The 20,104-nt window shown below is 64.6% G+C and carries 13 protein-coding genes; 3 read left to right on the forward strand and 10 right to left on the reverse strand.

The window, feature by feature from the left end; all coding sequences use genetic code 11:
• Positions 1–2 precede the first annotated feature (2 nt).
• Positions 3–4,466 carry a caspase, EACC1-associated type gene (locus ACQEVI_RS19485; protein ID WP_432901818.1) on the forward strand — a complete coding sequence of 1,488 codons (4,464 nt, stop codon included), beginning with the start codon at positions 3–5 and terminating at the stop codon, positions 4,464–4,466.
• A 743-nt stretch (positions 4,467–5,209) separates the two neighbouring features.
• Here the strand turns inward: ACQEVI_RS19485 and ACQEVI_RS19490 are convergent.
• From ACQEVI_RS19490 to ACQEVI_RS19505, 4 genes are all read right to left on the reverse strand, one after another.
• On the reverse strand, positions 5,210–5,461 hold the full coding sequence (locus ACQEVI_RS19490; RefSeq protein ID WP_432901820.1) for a hypothetical protein: 252 nt from the start codon (positions 5,459–5,461) through the stop codon (positions 5,210–5,212).
• A gap of 87 nt (positions 5,462–5,548) precedes the next feature.
• Entirely contained in the window at positions 5,549–6,082 is a 534-nt protein-coding gene (locus ACQEVI_RS19495; protein ID WP_432901821.1) for a flavoprotein, read from the reverse strand.
• An 8-nt stretch (positions 6,083–6,090) separates the two neighbouring features.
• On the reverse strand, positions 6,091–7,197 hold the full coding sequence (locus ACQEVI_RS19500; RefSeq protein WP_432906018.1) for a N(5)-(carboxyethyl)ornithine synthase: 1,107 nt from the start codon (positions 7,195–7,197) through the stop codon (positions 6,091–6,093).
• A gap of 373 nt (positions 7,198–7,570) precedes the next feature.
• Positions 7,571–8,182 carry a hypothetical protein gene (locus ACQEVI_RS19505; protein ID WP_432901824.1) on the reverse strand — a complete coding sequence of 204 codons (612 nt, stop codon included), beginning with the start codon at positions 8,180–8,182 and terminating at the stop codon, positions 7,571–7,573.
• 149 nt (positions 8,183–8,331) lie between these two features.
• Here ACQEVI_RS19505 and ACQEVI_RS19510 point away from each other — a divergent pair, with 149 nt between their 5' ends.
• Entirely contained in the window at positions 8,332–9,513 is a 1,182-nt protein-coding gene (locus ACQEVI_RS19510) for a glycoside hydrolase family 76 protein (RefSeq protein WP_432901826.1), read from the forward strand.
• 9 nt (positions 9,514–9,522) lie between these two features.
• On the opposite strand, the gene ACQEVI_RS19515 is transcribed toward ACQEVI_RS19510, so the two are convergent.
• From ACQEVI_RS19515 to ACQEVI_RS19535, 5 genes are all read right to left on the reverse strand, one after another.
• Positions 9,523–10,569 (reverse strand): MerR family transcriptional regulator, encoded by a 1,047-nt coding sequence (locus ACQEVI_RS19515; RefSeq protein ID WP_432901828.1) that lies wholly within the window; start codon positions 10,567–10,569, stop codon positions 9,523–9,525.
• Between the two features lie 43 nt (positions 10,570–10,612).
• Positions 10,613–11,797 carry an MFS transporter gene (locus ACQEVI_RS19520; protein ID WP_432901830.1) on the reverse strand — a complete coding sequence of 395 codons (1,185 nt, stop codon included), beginning with the start codon at positions 11,795–11,797 and terminating at the stop codon, positions 10,613–10,615.
• Between the two features lie 100 nt (positions 11,798–11,897).
• The gene (locus ACQEVI_RS19525) at positions 11,898–13,400 is read right to left on the reverse strand and encodes an RICIN domain-containing protein (protein ID WP_432901832.1); all 1,503 of its coding nucleotides are present in this window, start codon (positions 13,398–13,400) and stop codon (positions 11,898–11,900) included.
• Between the two features lie 148 nt (positions 13,401–13,548).
• Entirely contained in the window at positions 13,549–14,217 is a 669-nt protein-coding gene (locus ACQEVI_RS19530) for a phosphatase PAP2 family protein (RefSeq protein ID WP_432901834.1), read from the reverse strand.
• The gene (locus tag ACQEVI_RS19535) at positions 14,217–14,942 is read right to left on the reverse strand and encodes a phosphatase PAP2 family protein (protein WP_432901836.1); all 726 of its coding nucleotides are present in this window, start codon (positions 14,940–14,942) and stop codon (positions 14,217–14,219) included. The genes ACQEVI_RS19530 and ACQEVI_RS19535 overlap by 1 nt, the downstream gene beginning before the upstream one ends.
• Before the next feature lie 554 nt (positions 14,943–15,496).
• Between ACQEVI_RS19535 and ACQEVI_RS19540 the strand changes: the two genes are divergently transcribed.
• Complete coding sequence (locus tag ACQEVI_RS19540) at positions 15,497–19,153, forward strand: NACHT domain-containing protein (RefSeq protein WP_432901838.1); 3,657 nt, start codon at positions 15,497–15,499, stop codon at positions 19,151–19,153.
• Positions 19,154–19,364: 211 nt separating this feature from the next.
• On the opposite strand, the gene ACQEVI_RS19545 is transcribed toward ACQEVI_RS19540, so the two are convergent.
• Positions 19,365–20,099, reverse strand: a complete 735-nt coding sequence (locus ACQEVI_RS19545; protein ID WP_432901840.1) for a hypothetical protein — start codon at positions 20,097–20,099, stop codon at positions 19,365–19,367.
• Between the last annotated feature and the right edge of the window lie 5 nt (positions 20,100–20,104).

Below are 20,104 nucleotides of genomic sequence, written 5' to 3' on the forward strand. Positions count from 1 at the left end.
AGGTGGACCCCCTGCGGTCCAGGGTCGTTCTGATCGGCACCTCAAACTTCGAACTGGCTGGAATGTCAGACCTCCCTGCGGTCGCGAACAACGTGCACGAACTGGCTAGGCATCTCGCTGGTCGTGACGGGGTGTTCGCCCCTGAAAGTGTCACAAAACTTCTAGACGAAAGTCCTGGCAGAGTCGGACAGCGCGTCGAGGACGCCGCAGGCGAAGCAGATGATGTCCTTATCGTCTATTACGCGGGGCATGCCGAGCCGCGTGGCGAGTCGGATTTGTTGCTCGTCAACGGCGCATCGGAGCATCCGACGTACGAGAGCATGCTCCTCAGCGAGCTGCGAGATGCCATTCGACGGTCGCGGGCGCGACGCCGATTCCTCCTGTTGGACTGCTGCTTCGCAGGGACTGCGGCCGAGCTGGGCCCTATCGGCCCTCAACTTGGTAAAGGCGATGGCTGGGCAACCATCATGTCCTCGACACTCGACAAGCCATCGGGCGACAACGATGCCTGGGGATACACGGCGTTTACCGGCCGTCTTATCGAACGAATGCGATCAGGCGTTGCCGGGGTGTTGGGTGAACCGGCACCGGAGCATCTTTCGCTTGCCTCCCTTTACGACTTTGCCAGTGAAAGCCTGAGCGGTCTTCAGGTGCCTCAGTGGAACGGCAGTAAGGACATCGACGTTCCGGTCGTGCGCAACTCGGCGTGGCAGCCAGGACCTGACAGGGAACTGCGCAACGCGTGGATAAAAGCCACGAAGAACGTCCTCGACGCGTCACAGTCGACTACTTCAGGTCATCGCGAAGTGTTGCGTCCGATCATCGAGCTCCTTGCGACCGACCACTCGGCCCGAACTTCGGTTGACAGAACTTCGTTATCACCCGCGGACCAAGATCCATGGCGATCCGAGGATTTCGCTAAGCGGATGAGTGAGCAGACCGCCGAGTTGCTCGCCTCCACTAGCACCCAGCTGGAACTATCGCCCACTGAGACGTTCGCACTCGCCGTCATGCCATTCGTGTACGCGGTCTGGTGGGATCGCTCGCTGGCACAAGTCCCGGACCTTTTTGCGGAGGAGCCGGGCGCTGATGCGGCGGTACGAGCTTTTCGAAAGAAATACGAGCAGACGGTCCAGCGAACGCAGGGGCTCGAAAGTGATCCGAAGCATGCCGATGCTGCCACGACGCTGAGGTGGTGGTTGAAGCGACGATGGGCGGCCGAGCAAGAACTCAAGCGCAATGAACCTGCGTGCGTTCTTCGTGTCATCAGCGATGAAATGGCTGATTCAGCGCCACTGGACGGCTTCGGAATCGCTCCAGAAGATCTGTATGCGCTTCTGCGATATCACTTAATTCCACTGGTGGTCGAACCGGATCCGCGCCGCCTTCAGGCCTCTTCTCTGCCTTGGGACATGCGTTGGGAACACCGGGGTGAATCCATTATCAAGGTGTTGGTAGTGTCGCAGCAGATGGCAATCGATCCGATTAAGGCCTCCCGGATCCTGGCCCATGTCGCGGCGGGAGACTCGTTCGGACCTGCTGAGATAGTGCGTCACAGGGTTCGGTGGCGGCTGGCTCCCGGCGACGGCGGTCCGCGCGTCTACGAGATGGTTGTCAGCTGCGAGTCGCCCGAGGCATTGGCGGTCTTTCGCGCGCACTGCGGCGCCCTGGACGATTACGTGATGAGGGCGTCATCGCGCGACCAAGGCGAACGGTTCCCCATTGGAGATGTTCTACCCGCCAGGTTCACATCGATATCCGCTCAACCTGCAGAGACCGAAGATGGGTCGTTCGATCCGGTCGAAATGCGCTTCACTCTCGACGAAGAGCGCGTCCGTGAGCTGCTCATGGGTGCTGAACTCTATCAACACGCGGGAATAGCGTTTCGTGAACTTTACCAGAACGCTCTTGATGCCTGTCGGCATCGCGCTAAGCGCATCGCGTACCTGAACCGAAAAAATGGCACAAGCCACGAGCCCAGGATTCGAATTGTATTCCGCGACGGTGTTGAGGGTGGTCGCAAGTACGTTGAATGCCAAGACGATGGAGTGGGCCTGGGCGAACGCGAACTTGAGCAGTATTTCGGTAGGGGTGGCGGGCGTTTTGCTACATCTCAAGAGTACCTTGAGGAACAGGCGGCCTGGGAGACTGAGGGGATAACGTCAACTCCCAACAGCATGTTCGGTATCGGCGTTTTCTCTTACTTTATGGTCGCCGAGGAAATCGAGGTCACGACCAGTAGATATGAGCGGGACGGTCAGACTGGGTCAGCGCTTCGAGTGAACATCCGCGGTCCCGGCGCCTTGTTCCGGATTTCCAAGGCGACTCGAGCGGGCGCAGGGACAACGGTACGTCTATACCTGAAGCCACTTGTTGACGTCGAACCATACACTAAAGTGCTGCGTCGCTGGGTTTGGTGCAGCGATTTCGACGTAATGCTTGAAGCGGCCCCGAGCAAGGAGCATCATCTTCTCCGTGCAGGTGCACTTTCCGAAGTTGCGCCGATCGGTGCCGACAAGGCCGATATTCGGGCAAGCGATACGACGGGCAACGTCGAACGCAAAAGAAACCTTCAGATAGTGCAAGAAAAATCTCAGTTTGTCTGGTGGTGTAATGGAATTGGCTGGGCGCTGCGAGACGGTGTGTGGTTCGACCATGTCGTGAGTGGCGCTGTCGTGAACTTAACCGGTGAGTTGGCGCCTGCGCTTAGTGTCGATCGCAACAGGGCGCGTGACCACGATGCCGTCAACGACATTATCGACCAGGTCCTCATCGGTGATATCGACACATTGTTCAATGGGGCTCGAGAAATTCTCAGTAATGGGTGGGTCGGTGAGGTGACGCGATCCCGGCCCAGGGTCGCTGATGCGATCTTCGAGCGTGCGCTCTCCGAGTGTGCATCGTGGATGTTATTCAATCAAGAGGTCGATATTCGAACTGTCGGGTGTTTCGGACTCGAGGCGACTTTCCAATACGGTCAGTCGCGATTTCGCAAAGCGATGCCTTCACTCAGCAAGGCGGTATCACAAGTCGAGGATATGGATGCTCGCGTTGTCGAGTGGCGGGCACGAGCTTGGATCGAGGCCGGTATGGTGCCGGGCCTACGGCTGTCTGACCGACGCCCGATTCTAGTCGCCCGACCAAGTGATGTGTTCCTATTCGGCCTGGGGCGCGAGAGAGGGAATGACCCGGATATTGATTATATCCGGGACGTTCCAGATGTTCTGCGGACCGAGGATGTAATGAAGCGAGCGTGGGAAGCAGAGATCCCGTATGCGACAGCCATGGACCGATTCCGTGCCGTCGGCTGGGACGTTTCTCGCGCAGCGCCGGTGGTTCCATCTTTCGATGCGGCGGACGTGGAGCTATTGCTATGGCGGATTGATCGAGTTCGGTCCAGCTTGCTGAATCTCTACCCGCTCACAATTGACGATCTTGTGGACTCTGCGATTGGATCGGATCTAGGTCTTAATGAAGCCGTGAGCCGATTTGCCCGTTTTGGGTTCTGTATCCCGGAGATCCCGGCGCCGGTATCGGCTGCTAGTCGCGATGACCTCATAGTTTTCGGCACGCTATTAGACTTGTTTGACCCGCGAATGGATGTTCGTCTCGATCAGGTCGCCCGCGCTGCCGCACAAACGGGGCGAACTGCCTCCGAAATCGTCGAGAAGTTGGCACTTCTAGGGTACCCAACAATGGTCTTGCCTGACGGTTTTGAAATCGATCAAGCGGACCGGGCGATACTAGAGGTGCATTGGGTCCGGACCGCTCAGGTGACGCTTGGTAGAGTGGTGAGCATCGCGTCGACCACCGAGATGCGAGTCGCGGATGTTGCCCAGCGCCTTACGAAACTCGGTTTCGATGTGCCGCCGATTCCAAGTGGCCTACGTGTGCACGTCAACGACGACGAGATCCTGCCGTCGGCCATGGAGGAATCGGCATGGCTGGCCAGAAGCAAGGGAGTGCCGCTCGCTCGCATTGTGCAGGCGGCACTTCAATGCGATCTCTTGCCGGAGGATGTGGTCGCGCGTCTGGACGAACTCGGTTATGCGACGCCTACATTGCCACAGGGGATCGACCTGGGCGCCGCCGACAAAGTGCTATTGAGTAATGGTCTAGATCGTGGTTCTTTGCTCGACCCTGATGACGTCGTGCCTCTAAGGCATTTTGTTCGCGGCGTGTCCAGGGGTTTTACAGTGGAGTTTATTGCGGCGCGACTGGCCGAACTTGGCTATAGGGTGCCGTCTATCTGGCAAGGACTTTATAAGATCGATAGCGGCGACCTGCTCATGCTGCATAGCCTGCTCGAACGCGAAGATAAACGCACGGGAAACCAGTTGCGTCTCATGGACGTCGTGCGCGTCATCGCTGAGACGGGAATGTTGGCAGTTGATGTGTGTGAACGGCTGAAGGCATTGGGGTTTGAGCTGCCGGATGGTCTCGAGTTCGTGGAGACGGACCGGTAGGTCGGCTGTCCAGAGTGTGGTTCTCGGTGCAGCGGGACTTGTTGTTGAGCACGATCGCCGTTTGAGGGGCCGTCGGTCATCCAGTCGTGCACCTAATGTGGTTAGGGTGAGACGGTGACCACGTTGATCGACGCAGAATCGGGCGCGATGGTCGTGCTGGGCGAGACATACTTCGGGGCGGTGGTGTGCGGGGCCTGAGTTCGCGGAGGGGAACGAGGCTCGCCAGCACGGTGGCGATGGCCTGGTCCACCGATTTCAGGATGCGAGTGCTTCACATGGCTGGGCGGGTCGACGGCATGGTCGTGGTCAGCGCGCCGGTCCCAGGTGGTCTGCTCGAGCATGTGGCGAGCTTGCTCGCCGCCGCGGCCACCACTATCGACATGCCAACAGCGCATGGGTCCGCTCCGGCGACACCGACGCGGTCCGCGAGGCGATCGATCCCGCTGAGCGCGGTCTGCTCCACGAGCTAGTGCACTGGTGCGACGAGGCGGGTCGGCGGTTCAGGAGAGACGGGGCGTCGAACTGGCCGTTCTTGTGCCACAGCGTTGGTGGGGCTCTGGGCTGCTTCGCCCATGGAACCGGAGCCCGAGCCCCAGCTCGGGTCCGGTTCCAACCCGAGTCCGGGCCCAGCCCCGGATCCGGGTCCCGACCCGAGCCGGAAACCCAGGCCTCTACCCTGAGCGGAGCCTACGACGGAAGCCGAGTTCTCGGCCTGTCCGCAGCAGGTGAAGTCGGGATTAACTTCAGGAGACGCGCAACGTCGGGCCGTCGACGTCCACCGGCCCGTGCGCGACCGGATGCTCGATCTGCAGGTTCACGGTGCTGCGCGACGTCGGGAGGACGGCGAGCTGGGCCTCGTCGCCGTCGGTGTTGATGGCGCGCACGTGCAGGTGCCCGTCCTTGAGCTTGAGCGCGAACTGGTGGGCCCCGGAGACGAAGCGCACCTCGCTGTCGTCGCTGATCACGGTGGGGCCAGAGGGCAAGGTCTTCGGCATGCGTACAGCATGCCTGCCGTGGCAAGGAGCGCTCGCCGACGCCCACCGTCTGACACGTGCGGGAGCTCTTGCGGTCGGGGGTCTGGCCTACGCGCTCGCGGGCGGGAGCGTGTCGAGGATCTCCGCCCACGGGAAGTCGTCCGCTGCGTCGTCGCCCGACTCGTGCGGCTCGCTCGGGCCGATCACGACGTGCACGCCCCACTCCTTGAGGGTGGCCAGGCTTCCCTGGTAGGTCGGGTGGTTGGCGAACCTGGCGTTGACGTAGGGCCCGACGGTGATGGGGACGTCGCGGCCGACCTGTTCGGCCAGGCGCGTCAGGACATAGGTGTCCGCGATACCGAGCGCCCACTTCGTGACCGTGTTGTAGGTGGCCGGGGCCACGATCACGGCGTCCGGGTCCGGGAGCGAGTACCCGACAGCGGTGTGGAAGTCGGTCCGCACCGGGCGGCCCAGGACCGCGGCGAGCTGCGCCACCGCCTCGGGGAAGCTGCGCGCCGCCTGTTCGGTGGCGAGAACGTGCACGTCCCAGCCCCGTTCGAGAGCCAGTGGCAGAAGCCGCGTTGGTACGTGCCGGATCGCGCCGGCACCGGCTACGACGACGTACAGCACACGTGAGCTCATGTCGCCGGCTATGCAGCCCGAGGGTGCGGGTAGGCCGGCTCGCGATCCTGAAAGCTCAGGATGCTCGGGTTCTGGATCACGCCGTCGTGGATCTCGATCGCGCGGGAGATGGTGAGGTCCTTCGCCCACGCGGCCGGGCCTTCCATGACCGTGCGCAGGAACGGCAGGGTCGCCTCGCTGATCTCCCAGGTGGCTGAGTTCCAGAGGTACGAAGGACTGTGGTCGACGGCGTAGTAGTCCACGTCCCGGCCGACCTTGAACATCGGCTCGTCGAACGTGGTGGGCCTCGCCCAGTCGAAGCCCATGCCCTCGTCGCACGAGACGTCGATGATCAGCCCGCCTGCGGTGAAGCGCTCCAGGTCCTCGGTCCGCAGGTAGGTCAGCGGCGCGGCGACGTCCTGCAGCGTGCAGTTGACGACGATGTCGTGCGACGCCAGGAACTCCGGGAGCAGGACGTTGCCGGCCTTCGTGAGCACCTCGCTGAGGTGGGTCGGGCCGTCGTCGGTGTTGAGCTGGGTGATGTGTGCGGTGTGGATCGGGGAGCCGACCGCCGCGACACCACGCTGCGTGAGGACCTGGATGTCATGGATCCCGTGCGCCTTGAGCGCGGTCACGGCGCCGCGTGCCGTGGCGCCGAAACCGATGACGACCGCGCTGAGCCGCGGCCCGTAGTCACCGGTCGAGCCGACCAGGCTCAACGCGTGCAGCACGGAGCAGTAGCCCGCGAGCTCGTTGTTCTTGTGGAAGACGTGCAGGCTGAAGTCGCCCCCACGGGTCCAGTGGTTCATCGCCTCGAAGGCGATCAGCGTGAGCCGGCTGTCGATCGCCGTCTGCGTCATTCCGGCGTCCTGCACGCAGTGCGGCCAACCCCACAGGACGCGGCCCTCGGGGATCGCCTCGACGTCGGCCGCCTGCGGCTTGGGCAGCAGCAGGACGTCCGCGGACCGGAGCACCTCGGAGCGTTCCGCGACCCGGCCCACGCGCGACTCGAGGTAGCCGGGTTCCAGCCGGAAGTCGGCGCCGTAGCCGCGCTCGACGACCATCCGCGCGCGCAGGTCCGGGTCGATCCGGTCGAGGTGGTGGGGGTGTATCGGCAGCCGTCGCTCGTTCTCCATCGAGGAGTTCGCGAGCAGCCCGAGGGTGAGGAGGTCGCCGCTCTGTGATGAGCCGCTCGACGACGTGGTCGGGGCGGCGGGGGAGGGCTGGGCGGCGTCGGAGATCGTGATTCCCATCATTGGGGAACCGAGGTCAGTTCCTTCCTGGACTGTACGCCGGTCTTCCGTGGGTCATGACCAATGGTGCTGCTCGGGTCACGGCCTGGTCCTCTGAGAGGCGGGAGGTGGGATTGTCGACGGCAACGTCGGTCGCACTCGGGGGAGGGGTGGTCCGGGACCCGTTCTCGTCGAGCTGGTCGTCGCTGCCGGGTCCACGTGCGGAGCACGGGCCGACGTCACCTGACCACCCATCCGCAGGTACGCGGCGTGGAAGCTAGGACGTGAGGAGCGTGAACGTGGTGTCCACCCCTTCGCCCGTGGGACTCACCGTGAGTGATCCGCCCTCGGCGTCGACGCCGAGATACCCCGCCTCGTTGCTCACGGACACCTGGTCGGCGCGGTCGAGCGTGGTCACGCTGAACACCTGGCTCGCGTCGTCGGCATCACAGGTGGCAAGCGATGGGTCGCCGTCGGCCGGCACCGTCAGACACATCGGCTCGCCGTCGGTGAGCGCGACGGTCGTGAGCTGGAAGTCTTCCCCGCCGGCCTCCGCAGGACCGATGGTCCACTGCGCAGGCACCTCGTTGGCTGCCGGATCGGGAACCAACGCCACCCCGCCCTCGACGGTGGGTGCGAGATAGGTGCCGGCGTACGACTCGATCTCCACCTCCTGGCTGCCGTCGATCAACGTGGCGTCCGCGGTGGACTCGGACGACGCGGGAGCCGTCTCCTCCTGGGTGGGCTCTGCCGTCGGTGCTGTGGTCTCGGAAGTCGGTGTCGACTCAGATGCGGGGCTGTCGCCGCCGGCCTCTGGTGAACATCCTGCGAGGGCCAGAGTCAGGCCGAACAGGGAGATGGGCAGAAGGGCTCGGGCAGTTGTCCGCATCAGTTCAGTAGACCACGTCGTGCCGTGCCCCTACCATGTCGGCCAGGTGTTCAGGGCGCTGCGGGCCACCCGGAGTCGACGATGACGACGGGGCATTTTGTTGGTAGGAATGACAGCGCTGACAACGCCTCCGAGCGAAGGAGCGAACGATGAGGTTCACCAGAGTTGCCGCCACTTTCGTCGCGCTGACCTGCGTGCTGGGAGCGGCTGCCCCTGCCGGAGCGCGGGACGTCGACGCCGCGGCGGTGTCGCAGCGCACGCAGGTGCTGCGGGCGGTCGCGTCGTACGACGCGATGCAGGAGTACATGGCCGCGGACGACGGTTCAGGCCTCTACCGCGAGCGGTACCCGAGCGGGGCGGAGGACCGCCCCTACTCGTTCGAGTGGCCGCACTCCCAGGCACACGTCGCGACGCTCGACCTCACCGGGCTGCCCGGTGCCCTGGGACGATCGTTCGAGGACGACCTCGCGGACGACGCCCGCGGACAGGAGCACTTCTGGAACGCCGACGGCGGCACCACCGGGCTGCCCGGCTACGACTCCTACCCGCGCGCCCCGTACGGCGACGGCGGCGACATGTTCTACGACGACAACGAGTGGGTCGCGCTCGCCAAGGTGCAGCAGTATCTGGCGACCGACGACGAGGCAGCCCTGAGACGTGCCGAGGAGATCTTCGAGCTCGTGGTCTCCGGGTGGGACACCGACCCGTCGCACCCGGCGCCCGGCGGTGTGTTCTGGACCCAGGCCGACTGGAGCACCGACCGCAACACCGTCTCCACGATGCCCGGCGCGCAGCTCGCCACCCGCCTGTACATGATCACGGGGGAGCGGCACTACCTCGACTGGGCGCAGCGGATGGTGGGGTGGACCGACGAGCACCTGCTCGCGCCGAACGGCCTCTACTGGGACAACATCAAGCTCGACGGGTCGATCGACCGCACGCAGTGGTCGTACAACCAGGGCGTCCCCGTTGGCACCTACACCCTGCTGTACGAGGCGACCGGCGACAAGCGCTACCTGAAGAAGGCGAAGGCGATCGCGGCGGCGTCCTACCGCTTCTACGTCACCGAGGGGCGGCTTGACGGCCAGCCGATGTTCTTCAACTCCATCTGGTTCAAGAACCTCCTGCTGCTGGAGTCCGTGACCGGAGGCACGAAGTACCGGAACGCCATGGCGGACTACGCCGACCACCAGTGGCGCACCGAGCGTGACCGCGCGACCGGGCTGTTCAACGCAGGGGACGAGCACACCGAGCTGCTGGAGCAGGCGGCGATGGTCCAGATCTACGCCACTCTCGCCTGGCCGCGCGGGCAGGCGTCCATCCTGTACTGAAGAGCCGACTCAGGCGGCCTTGGGCCGCACCGGCATGAGGAGCACGACGGCGTCAGGTCCATGCGCAGCGGCGAGGCGGAGGGCGTCGCGCTCGCCGACGGTCAGCAGCAGGTCGGCGTCGCCGAACGAGCGGACGGCGTCGGCGAGGTACTCGCGGTCGAAGGCGACCGTGCCGGGCTCGTCACCGATGCGAAGCTCGGTGGGGTCGAGACCGAGGCGGACCAGGTCGGTGCGCGGCCCGGCGTGGGGTCCGCTCCTGGCCTCGTCCCGCGTGACCTGTTCCAGGAGTTCAGGGGCCGTCACGGTGATGCCGGAGGGGATCGATGACGGCTGCGCCCGTGTGCTCCGGGACCCGTGCACGGCGAGGACCGCCCGGTAGTCGGGGTAGACGGCGTCGATCGGCGTGGCTGCCCGGCCGTGGAGCGCGACGTGGTCCGCGGCCAGGGAGATGTCGACCCGTGCCGCTTCCGCGCTGTCCAGGAATACGTCCACGACCGGGACCGGCACGATGACGCGCACCGGTGGGCCCTCCACGCCTGTCACCGGCAAGGCACTGACGGCCAGCCGGTGACGGTCGGTGGCGACGAGCCGGAGGGTGCCGTCGCCGACGTCGAACAGCACGCCGCGCAGGGCCGGCCAGCCGGAGTGGTCCGCGACGGCGTGCCGGACGGAACGGAGCGCGGCGCGCAGCTCGGCGGCGTCGACCGTGAGGCTGGTGGTTGCCGCCAGGAGCTCTCGCACGTCGGTGAGGTGGGCGGTCGCCGTGGCGAGCTCGGCCTCCAGCCGGCGCTGGTGCGCGTCGACGACCCGGCGGGCGGTGACGGGGTCGGCGGTGATGACGCGGCCGATGTCGGCCACCGGCATGCCGGTCCGGCGGACCTGGGCGACGAGCCGGGCTCGTGCGACCTGGTCCGGCGCGTACCGGCGGTAGCCGGTCGCCGGGTCCACGTGCGCCGGCCGGAGCAGGCCCGCGGCGTCGTAGTAGCGCAGGGCGCTGACGGGTAGACCCGAGGCGCGCGAGAACGCGCCGACGGTCAGCATCGATACGTGGTGCACGGGTACAGCATGGACCCTCGACAGGGTCGAGGGTCCAGCCGGGTCACGACGCCGCCGCACGCAGTCGGGTGGCTGCCACGGCACACACCCCGAGCACGGTGGCGCAGCAGCACAGGGCGGCCCCCGGGGAAACCTGCTCGGCGAGGACGCCGAGCAGGTTGGCGGACACCACGACCGGGGCGAGCTGCGCCAGTGCGGTCCACGCCTGGACCCGCGCCAGGTGAGTGCGGGGTGCACTGCCCAGTACGAACGGCCCCAGGTGCGCGACGGCGACGCCCGTTCCCGCCCCGACGACGACGGCCGCGCCGGCAGCCTGACCAAGCGCGCCCCCGCCTGCGGCCGCGACCAGCGCCACACCTCCGGACGCCGCGGCCAGCCCCAGCGCCACGGCTTGCCCGGTCCGCCGTGCCGTCCCGGTCCGGGACACGACGAGCGCGGCGCCGATCGACCCAGCCGCCTGAGCGGCGACCACCACTCCCGTCGCCCCCGCGCCCCACCCGGATGCCTGCCCGAGCAGCGGCACGAGCAGCGACGACACCGGCAGCACGACGGCCGCCACGGCCCCGGTCAGCCCGAGCGCGCCCACCAGGCCGCGCGTCCGGGCGACCACGCGGGCGCCGTCGGACAGGGAGCGCCAGAACGGCTCCGCGGACGGGCCGATGTCGCGCCGGGGCCGGATGACCGCCAGGACGGCCAGGACGGCGGCGAAGCCCACGGCGCCCGCGACCGCGATCACGGGCAGCCCCACCGTGACGACCAGGATGCCGCCGAGCGGTGCACCGGCAAGCAGCACGGCCTGGCTCAGGCTCTGACGCAGGGCCATCGCGCGGGGGAGCGCGACGTCGTCCACCAGGCGGCGGGGCATCGAGCCCAGGGCGGGCAGGGAGAACGCCGAGACCACACCGGATGCCAGGCCCGCGGCGGCGAGCAGCCACGGCGTCGGACCGGTGGCTTGCAGGCCGGCAGCGAGGGCGAGACAGACCATGACCATGGCTGACTCGGTGCACAGGAGCAGCCGCCGGGCACCGACGCGGTCGGCGACGGAGCCGCCCACCAGCACCAGGAGCAGGCGAGGCAGGCCGGACGCCGTCAGGACGAGCGCCGCTACCTGGCCGCCGTGTGATGCGGCCGCCAAGCCGAGGGCGAACCAGAGGACCGAGCTGGCGAGCTGGCTGAGGGTGCTCGCGGCGAGGAAGACGAGCCAGGCGCGGGGGAGCGGAGTAGACATGCCCGTGACCCTGAGGGGTCGACCGGGTCGAGGGTCAACGCCGCGCAGCGGCGGGCGAGGTCGGGGCCTCGCCCGCCGCCGGCATGGCGTCAGGCAGGGATCACGAGGTCGTGATCGTCCAGACCTGGTTGGTGCTGCTGGTGTTGCAGGTGTACTGCTTCAGGCGGGCGCTGTTGGCGGTGGACGCGCCCGGGACCTCGATGCACTTGCCCGAGTTCCGGTTCATGAACTGGTGGTCGCTGCCCACGCTGATGCGCTGCCACTGCTGGTTGTTGCCCGCGTTGCAGGTGTACTGCGTGATGCTCGCGCCGTCGGCCGTGGACCCGCCGGGAACCTCGATGCACTTGCCCGAGTGCTGGGCGACGAGGTGGTAGTAGCCGTTGCCGAGGTCGTTCAGCGCGATGCGCTGGTTCGTCCCGGTGCCGCAGGTGTACTGGGAGACTTCGGCCCCGTTCGCCATCGAGACGGCGACGACGTCCATGCACTTGCCGGAGTGCTTGGCGGCGATCGTGCCGACGCGGGACCCGGAGCCGGTGCCGCCGCTGGGGTTCACGTTGTCGCCCATGGCGTACCGGTACTGGTTGGCGCCCGAGTAGTTGCGGATCGTCATGTCGAGCGCCGTACCGCTGCCGCTCTTGATGTACATGGAGTACCAGTCGTAGCCGATGTTGCCCTGCTTGCCGCCTGTGGCCGGCCAGTAGGTGCCACCCATGGAGTTGTCGCGCATGACCTGCGCGACCGCCCGCAGGTAGCGGACCATGTTGTGGGTGCTGCCGCTGTCGTTGTAGTTCAGGCCGCTGTTCATCGCGGAGCCGAACTCGGTCACGATGGCACGCGACGCACAGTTCCCCAGGCGGGTCGTGATGTGCGACCTCCACGCGTCGTAGGTCATCGCGCCGTACATGAACGTATACGTGTGGAACGAAAGCAGCGTGTTGTTGAAGCGCGAGTCGTTGCAGACGTCGCGCAGGTCCTGGCTGAAGCCGGTGCCACCGATCAGGACCCGGCCTTGCGGGGCGTTGCTGTGCGAGCTGAGCCAGCCAGCGGCTGTGTCACGCCATGCGGACGACGAGTAGCCGTGCGGCTCGTTCATCGGCTCGAAGTAGACGAGGCTGTTCGAGGCGTACTGCGACAGGACCGTGTTCCACATGGAGTGCCATGCGCCGGTGTTCGTGACCCTGCCGCCGGAGGCGGCGCCGTCCTCCCAGTACGCGAGGATGACCTTCCACCCGCGGGCCGTGGCCGCGTCGATCGTGCCGCGGTAGGCGCCCCACCAGGCGGTGCCGACCGTGTGGGTGTTGACGGGGAGGCGGACGGTGTTGACGCCGAGCGTCGAGCCCATGTCGTCGTAGAGCGCGTTGGCCTTGGCCCGCACGGTGTCGTAGCTGTCCGACGACGAGAGCCCGTCGAGCACCAGCGGGCTCGTCGAGAAGTTGTCGCCGGCGACCGCCCAGTTCATGCCGCGGAACTGGGAGGTAGCCGCTGCGGCGGGGGCGCTGCTCGCGACGGCGGTGAACGGCAGGAGGGTCAGGGCCAGCAGGGCGGCTGCCAGGCGCGCACGGGGCCGTCTGGTGCGTGGGGTGGTTCTGCGGAGTGTCGTCACGGTTCAACCCATCTCGCGCTTCGTTGCGCGTGTTCGTCGGTGAACTAGCAGAGGGCTTCGATGCTGATCGTTTGCACGTCAGCATCGCCGTAAGGGTTCCACCCGAACAGTAGGTGGTCAAGAGTGGGCTGTAAACGATCAGAAACGATCACGCACGGGGTGCTCGCCGTAGCCAGTACCACCCGATGACGACGCACACGAGACCGTTGAGCACCCCGATGACGACGTCGCTCGGATAGTGCATCCCCCGGTACAACCGGGAGCAGACGACGAGCAGGGGCAGTACGAGCAGCACGACGGTCACGCTCACGCGGAGCCATGTGCGCTCGATCTGCTGGGCCATCAGCGCCAGCGACAGGTAGAGCGCTACCGAGGCGCCGGAGTGGCCGCTCGGGAAGCTCGACGTCGGTGGTGCGTGGTCGAGCTGCTCCACCTCGGGGCGTTCGGCGCTCACGACGAGCGCCGCCAGCATGAAGACCGCCGCCTGGACGGCGACCGCGATCGCCGGGACCGCCGCGTACCACCACTGCCCGGTACGCCACCAGACGACGCCGGACACGACGAGGCAGATCCCGATGATCGTCTCGGTGGTTCCCATCGCGCTCCACACCTCGGTGAGGGTGTTGAGGGTCGCCGTGCGTTGCTCGACGAGCCACTCGTTGACCGCGTCCTCGCGCTCCTTGAGCCCTGCGAGCGGGCCGGCGAGGAGGAAACCGAGCCCTACGACGATCACCCACCACACCACTGCTGGGATTCCTACGCGGAGGCCGAGGTCGGGTGCTGACGTGTCGTTCGCCCACCGCTCGAGGTCGACCATCAGGACTCCTTACCGGGCTCGGGGCGCGGCGTCGGCCAGTGCTTGTAAGCGAGGTATGACGCCAGGACGAAGCCGACCCCGAAGAGGATGCCGGCCACCACGTCGGAGGGGTAGTGGACGCCGAGCATGACCCGGTCGACTGCTGTGGCGACGGTGAGCGCCGCGGCCCCCGCCACTGCAGCGGCCCGCAGGACGCGCGACCTGAGCGACGGCCACACGAGCACGACCAGTGCCGTTGTCATCGCAGCTGTGTTCGCGGCGTGCCCCGAGGGGAACGAGTAGCCGGCGGCGATCTCCACCGGCTGGTCCAGCACGGGCCGGGCGCGTCGCACGATCTCCTTCAGGAGGTTGGACAGCCCCCAGGCGGTGAGGATCGTCGAGATGGCCCACCAGGTGCGCGTGGTGTTGCCGGTGCGCCACCAGTAGGCGAGGCAGATCGCTGCGACGGGCACGAGCAGGTGGATTGCGAGGAAGGCCCACTGCCAGAGGATGAGTGCGTGCAGCAGTTCGGGGTGCTGGGCGGCGAACGCGGCGCCCTCCGTCACGGCGCGCTCGTCGAGCTGGACGAGCCGCGGCCACTGCTCGCGGACGAGAAGGGCGATGGCGATGAGGGCGACGCCGGTCAGCGCGGCGCGTAGGAGGCGGCGTGTGCGGCCTGCGCGTGGTCTTGGTGGTGTGGCGCTCTGCGGGTCGTGGCCGGGACTTCGGTGCAAAACGGGCCTCATGACGACACGCTGCCACAGGGTGGCGCCACTGGCCCGTCATGCCTAGCTACGCCGATATGACAACCGCGCCGTCCGGCATGCTTACCGGCTTCGCTGCCGAAGTCACGCTCTTGGAGGTCGAGGGAGCCGCTCAGTCGGCGTGGGCATTGAGCCGCACCGGCATGAGGTGTGATCTCCGACAGCACGCGGAACGGAACGGAACGGAACGCGGCACGAAGCTCGGCGGCGCGGATCGTCAGGCTGGTGGTTGCTGCCGCGAGCTCCCGCACGTTGCCGAGCTGAGCGGTCGCCGTCACACGTCACGGGTGCCTGACTCGACAGCCCGTCGGACCACCCGCGCAGCAGAGTCTGGTCGAGGGCTACTTCACGACCGCCGTGAGACGTATCGACGCACCAGTGCGTCACGCCGCTGGCAACGCCTGCTCTCGGGTGAATTGGCAGGGTGAACCGGGCCGGGCGGTAGCCCGAATGCGTGACAAGGCGAGGCGTTGAGCCTAGCGTCTGTTGCTATATCTCGGCGAGGGCACTCACGGCAACTGGAGGTCGGACAAGCGGTGGACTACCTGTACGAGAACTTGACGCCCGAGCAGTTTCAGTATCTAGCACAGTCAATCATGCTGCGTCGGTATCCGGATCTGCAGTGCTACCCAATCGGGCAACCCGATGGCGGAAGGGACGGCTACTCACGCGCGAGCGGAGCCATTCTGCAGGTGAAGTTTAAGAGGCGGGACGAAGAGTCGAATGCCGACTGGATGATCGCGTCACTCGAGGGAGAGTTGTCGAAAATTAACGAGTTGGTCTCGCGAGGCGCGAGCCACTACGTAATGGCCACCAACGCTCGCGGAACGTCTCATCTCGACCGTGGATCAATGGATCGCGTCCAAAAATGGCTCGACGAGCATCTTAAAATAACTGCAGAAATACTTTGGAGGGATGACGTAAGTCGCCGCCTTGAAACTATGACGGCGCTCGCCTTGCAATACCCCGCTATGTTGAAACTGACAGATGGCATTGCAGGACTACTGTCGGGCGTCCTTGACGTTGACACCAACAGGCGAATCGAAACCTTAAAAAGATTTGTCCGGCACCAGCAACAGCAGGATCGAAAGGTAAAGCTTCAGCAGGTTCAGGATGTTCAACTTGATGCTGAACTGGCGTCGATTTTCGTGGATATACCGCTCGGAATCTCTCGTGAGCTCCTGGCCACAGATAAAGACCGGCGTTGCGTTCGCCTACGCCGGGCGGTTGCCGAACTCGTGGACTCCGATGTGAGGCGCTTCCAAAAGCGGATTCTGGCGAGCGATGCGTTTGAAACTGCCCACGAGCCACCAGTGGTGGTCGATGCTTGTGCGCTGCTCATGAACCCTGAAGTACAGACCGGTGTTACTCGAATCTTGCTACATGGCGCGCCCGGCCAGGGTAAGTCGACGCTCGCTCAGCACGTCTGCCAACAGCACCGGGCTGCGTGGGTCGAGGCTTTCGCGAGTTCTGGCGGGCTAACGATTACCAAGCATCTCGGAGGCGTGCGCCTGCCGATCCGCGTCGACCTTAAGCAACTGGCTATCTTTCTGTCCGGAGGAGATGCTCCTAGGGACCTTCCCTCGCCGGTGCGCACCATAGAGACATTCCTTGCTGGCTTCATCCAGGACTCAGCGGGGGGAAGTTCATTCAGCACCGATGACGTTGCGTGGACGCTACGGTCGTTGCCGATCCTACTCTTTCTTGATGGGCTCGACGAGGTTGCGGACTTGAAGAGCCGTCAACAGGTGGTGGATGCAATAGCAGAGGGGCTGGCGCGTTGCCCCGAAGACGGGGACATTCAAGTAGTGGCAACATCGCGCCCATCTATTTTCGGGGCTACTGCTGACCTCGCCCAACATGACTTCGTCACGCTGGAGTTACAGCCACTGTCGGCGCTGCACATCACGAGGCTTGCCGAGCGGTGGATGGATGCCAGGAAGAAGACTGGTGAAGATAGGAAATCGTTTACAAAGTTGCTTCGTGAGAAACTCAAGCAGCCACACATCAAGGACCTAGTCCGTAGCCCAATGCAACTGACGATCATCCTGAGTCTAATTGACATGAACGGAACGATGCTTCCGGATGGCCGGACTGATCTCTACGAGAAGTACCTCGAACAGGTCATGGTCAGGGAGGGTAACAAAACTAGAGTCGTAGCCGAACATCGGGATCTCCTGGTAGATTTCCTTTGCGGCCTTGCATGGGAGATCCAGCTTGCTGCCGAGGTCGATGGAGACAATGGAAGTCTCACACTCGCGGACCTGCAAGATAAAGCCGCGACATTCCTAAAGGAGCGCAGCGAATCACAGAACCTGGTTCGAGCGTTATTCACGGGAAGCGAGCGCATGTATGTCCTCGTCGCCCGGGTGCAAGGGCGATACGAATTCGAAGTCCTGCCACTACAGGAATTTCTATGCGCTAGGCATATGCATCGAACCAAACCGGTGCGATCAAGTTGGGATCCGGAGCCGAGCGGTGACCTCGTTCGACGGTTTGTGACCGTCGCAGCTAATCCACGCTGGCTCAACGTCGCACGTTTTCTCGTGGGGATGTATGAGCCTGGCGAGTTGGCAGGAATACCATTCGGACTGAAAGAGCTGCTTGGTGGTGGCAGTTCGGCTGCCAGAATCCAGGCGCGCGTTGTAGGCCAAATCGTGCTGGCTGATCGGATATTTCGGAATCGACGACCGTACCAGGAGGAAGTTGCTGCGATTGCATACGATTCGATCGGAGCGCACGTGGCTCAGCGGACAGGGCTCTATTCCGGGCCGGTTCGCATATCTTCAGATATGACTGCAGAGGTTATTGGGGAAACGCTGCTTGCACTGATCGACAAAACTCCGAATGAGATGCCCTTTTGGCCGCTAACGAACATTCTCATGAGGGTGGCGAGCCCGCGCCTCGCTAGAGCACTAATAGATAGAATCGAGAGTTCCAACGGCCAGGCCCGCACTCGATGGTTGTGGATGCTCTCACGAGTTGGTATCCCAAAGCGTGGGAACGTGTTTGATCGGATGATCCAGCTGATAGATTCGGACCATCCGGGCGAGAGTGAGCTCGCGCAACGCGTTATATCGATGGCGAGGGCCACGTCGGATAACCGGGAGTTTCCGAGCCGCTTGGTTAACATCTACGTTAGCGAGATTCTGGCCACGGGAGCCAATGGGGCCAAATATCGAGCGGACACCGGGCTCGAATTCTTCGAGGCCGTAGCTGGCTGGGCACAGGGGTTTTTGTCGCATCCTCAACGTTGGGAGTTGGCAACTGGTGTTTCCCAGTGGGAGTCCAGCGGAACCGTTCTAGACGGCTTTATCGAGGCTTTCAAGCGCAGATGGGATGTTGAAGAGGCGTCCGCACCGGAGCGCTGGCCAGCCATTGGTGTGATCGCCCTCGTCGAGACTTTTCCGGATAGTTGGCTAGCTCATTTGGCGGCCATTCGTTGCGTGCGCGACTTTGCGCAGTTCGAGTGGTTCGATGAAATTGTCGCCAGTATTGAGCCGGAACTTGTTTCGGCTGCGCGTATTGGACTCGGTGGCGAGTCTGCTCCGGTGGAATGGTGGCGTTCCGAACTTGGCGGTCCAGACCGTATGCGACGTCGTTTTGGTTTCCTTGTAGCCCTCGTCGCTGGCCAGTACGATGTGCTGGCCAGCTTCTCCAACGAAGTCGATCTGATTGTGGAGGATCTGGCCCAAGATGAGTACATTCAACTTTGGCAAGATGCGCGGATATTCGGAATCGAGGCGAGGCGAGACGCCGGAGATGGTGGTCCTGATATTCGGGCATCGTTCGGTGGTGATGCAGCCGTGCTGATCGCGGAAGCTGTCGGTGGGGACCCCCGCGAGATCGTGCGCGTGGACGCCGGTCCGAGTGAACGCTTGGCCGAGTGGATAGCCGTCGACGATTGGTATCAGAAGTGTTGTGACGAGGTTGAATGGTCGGACCTTGCGGCCGTACGTCGGTGGCTTGCTTTGGTGGATTCTCGGCCATTTGACGCTTCGGATCGGTACGTGGATGTGACTGAGATTCTCCGCTCCCAGTTGCAGGAAGGGGTAGCTGTGCGCCTCCTGGAGGATAGTGAGCAGCTTTCTTCGGAAGTGCCGGAAGCGTGTATTGATGTGATTATGAGGGCCCATGTCCCGGAGCCCGTCAAGAATATCGTGGAGGATGAGAACTGGAAGTTCATGTACTGATTCGCTACTGAACTTCCCGCGCGACACGTCACCCGTCTCGGTTGGAGGGCGTCGCTTTAAGAGTCTTGCCGGATGGCGTTCGGATGAGGGCCACGCGACGAAGGAGGCCGCTGACCTGGTCTCATGGTCGTGCTCGAGTGGGCTCGTGTGGGTTCACCTCGTGGCGCTGTAGGGCGTCGGGAACACGGGCGGCGAGCTGTTCACCTGCGGGTCAGATGAGCGTGGTGAGCGTTCCAGGTGGCCAGTGTCCGAGCCAGAAGGCGATGCGGGATCGTTCTGTGGTGTTGAGCGTGGAGCCGTCGTGCGGGATGAGTTCGGTGGGGGCGATGTAGCCCTCTCCGGGGTCGAGGCGGATACGCAGGAGCTGGAGCTGGTGGCCCTCGCTCACGTAAAGGCGCACGTCGTCGGTGTGTGGGTAGGACTGTGGGCGGTCGTGGTTGATGGTGCGGCATAGGTCCAGGACGTCGTTGATGGCCAGCACCAGCCAGCGTGGTCCGGGACCGAGGTTGACTCCGAGGCGTCGGCGTCCGGTGGCGCGGTCGGCGAAGGACAGTTTGTCGAAGTTGTCCACGTGGATGCCGATGCGCAGGTCCGTTGACCAGTCGGTCGTCGTTGTGCGCTCCCCGGGACCTTGGTCGGCATATCCGACGAACTCGGCGGGACGTGGCGTGCCGAACGGCTCAATCCTGTCGGGTGACTCGGCCACCATCGCGTGTGTGGCGGCGAAGTCGATCGGCACGTGGACGATCTCCACTAGAGTGCTCGATGGGGTGTGTCTATCGGCCTGCAATGGCGTGGCGTCGGCGCGGGACATCGGCTGCCAGAAGCCGGTCGGGACGATCGCGCCGTCTTCCCAACCTGGTTCGCCCGCGATCAGGCGGGCTGTGGTCAGGTCGCCGCGTTCGGTCAGGGCGTCGGGGTCGGTGAAGGAGATTCGGGTGGGCACGAGTG

The sequence above is a fragment of the Promicromonospora sp. CA-289599 genome (assembly GCF_050936155.1).
Taxonomy (GTDB): Bacteria; Actinomycetota; Actinomycetes; order Actinomycetales; family Cellulomonadaceae; genus Promicromonospora.

Coding starts and splice junctions, on each gene's coding strand:
- ACQEVI_RS19520 (WP_432901830.1), bottom strand. CDS start 11,797: ATGTCTACTCCGCTCCCCCGCGCCTGGCTCGTCTTCCTCGCCGCGAGC.
- ACQEVI_RS19535 (WP_432901836.1), bottom strand. CDS start 14,942: ATGAGGCCCGTTTTGCACCGAAGTCCCGGCCACGACCCGCAGAGCGCC.
- ACQEVI_RS19505 (WP_432901824.1), bottom strand. CDS start 8,182: ATGCGGACAACTGCCCGAGCCCTTCTGCCCATCTCCCTGTTCGGCCTG.
- ACQEVI_RS19495 (WP_432901821.1), bottom strand. CDS start 6,082: ATGAGCTCACGTGTGCTGTACGTCGTCGTAGCCGGTGCCGGCGCGATC.
- ACQEVI_RS19490 (WP_432901820.1), bottom strand. CDS start 5,461: ATGCCGAAGACCTTGCCCTCTGGCCCCACCGTGATCAGCGACGACAGC.
- ACQEVI_RS19530 (WP_432901834.1), bottom strand. CDS start 14,217: ATGGTCGACCTCGAGCGGTGGGCGAACGACACGTCAGCACCCGACCTC.
- ACQEVI_RS19500 (WP_432906018.1), bottom strand. CDS start 7,197: ATGGAGAACGAGCGACGGCTGCCGATACACCCCCACCACCTCGACCGG.
- ACQEVI_RS19510 (WP_432901826.1), top strand. CDS start 8,332: ATGAGGTTCACCAGAGTTGCCGCCACTTTCGTCGCGCTGACCTGCGTG.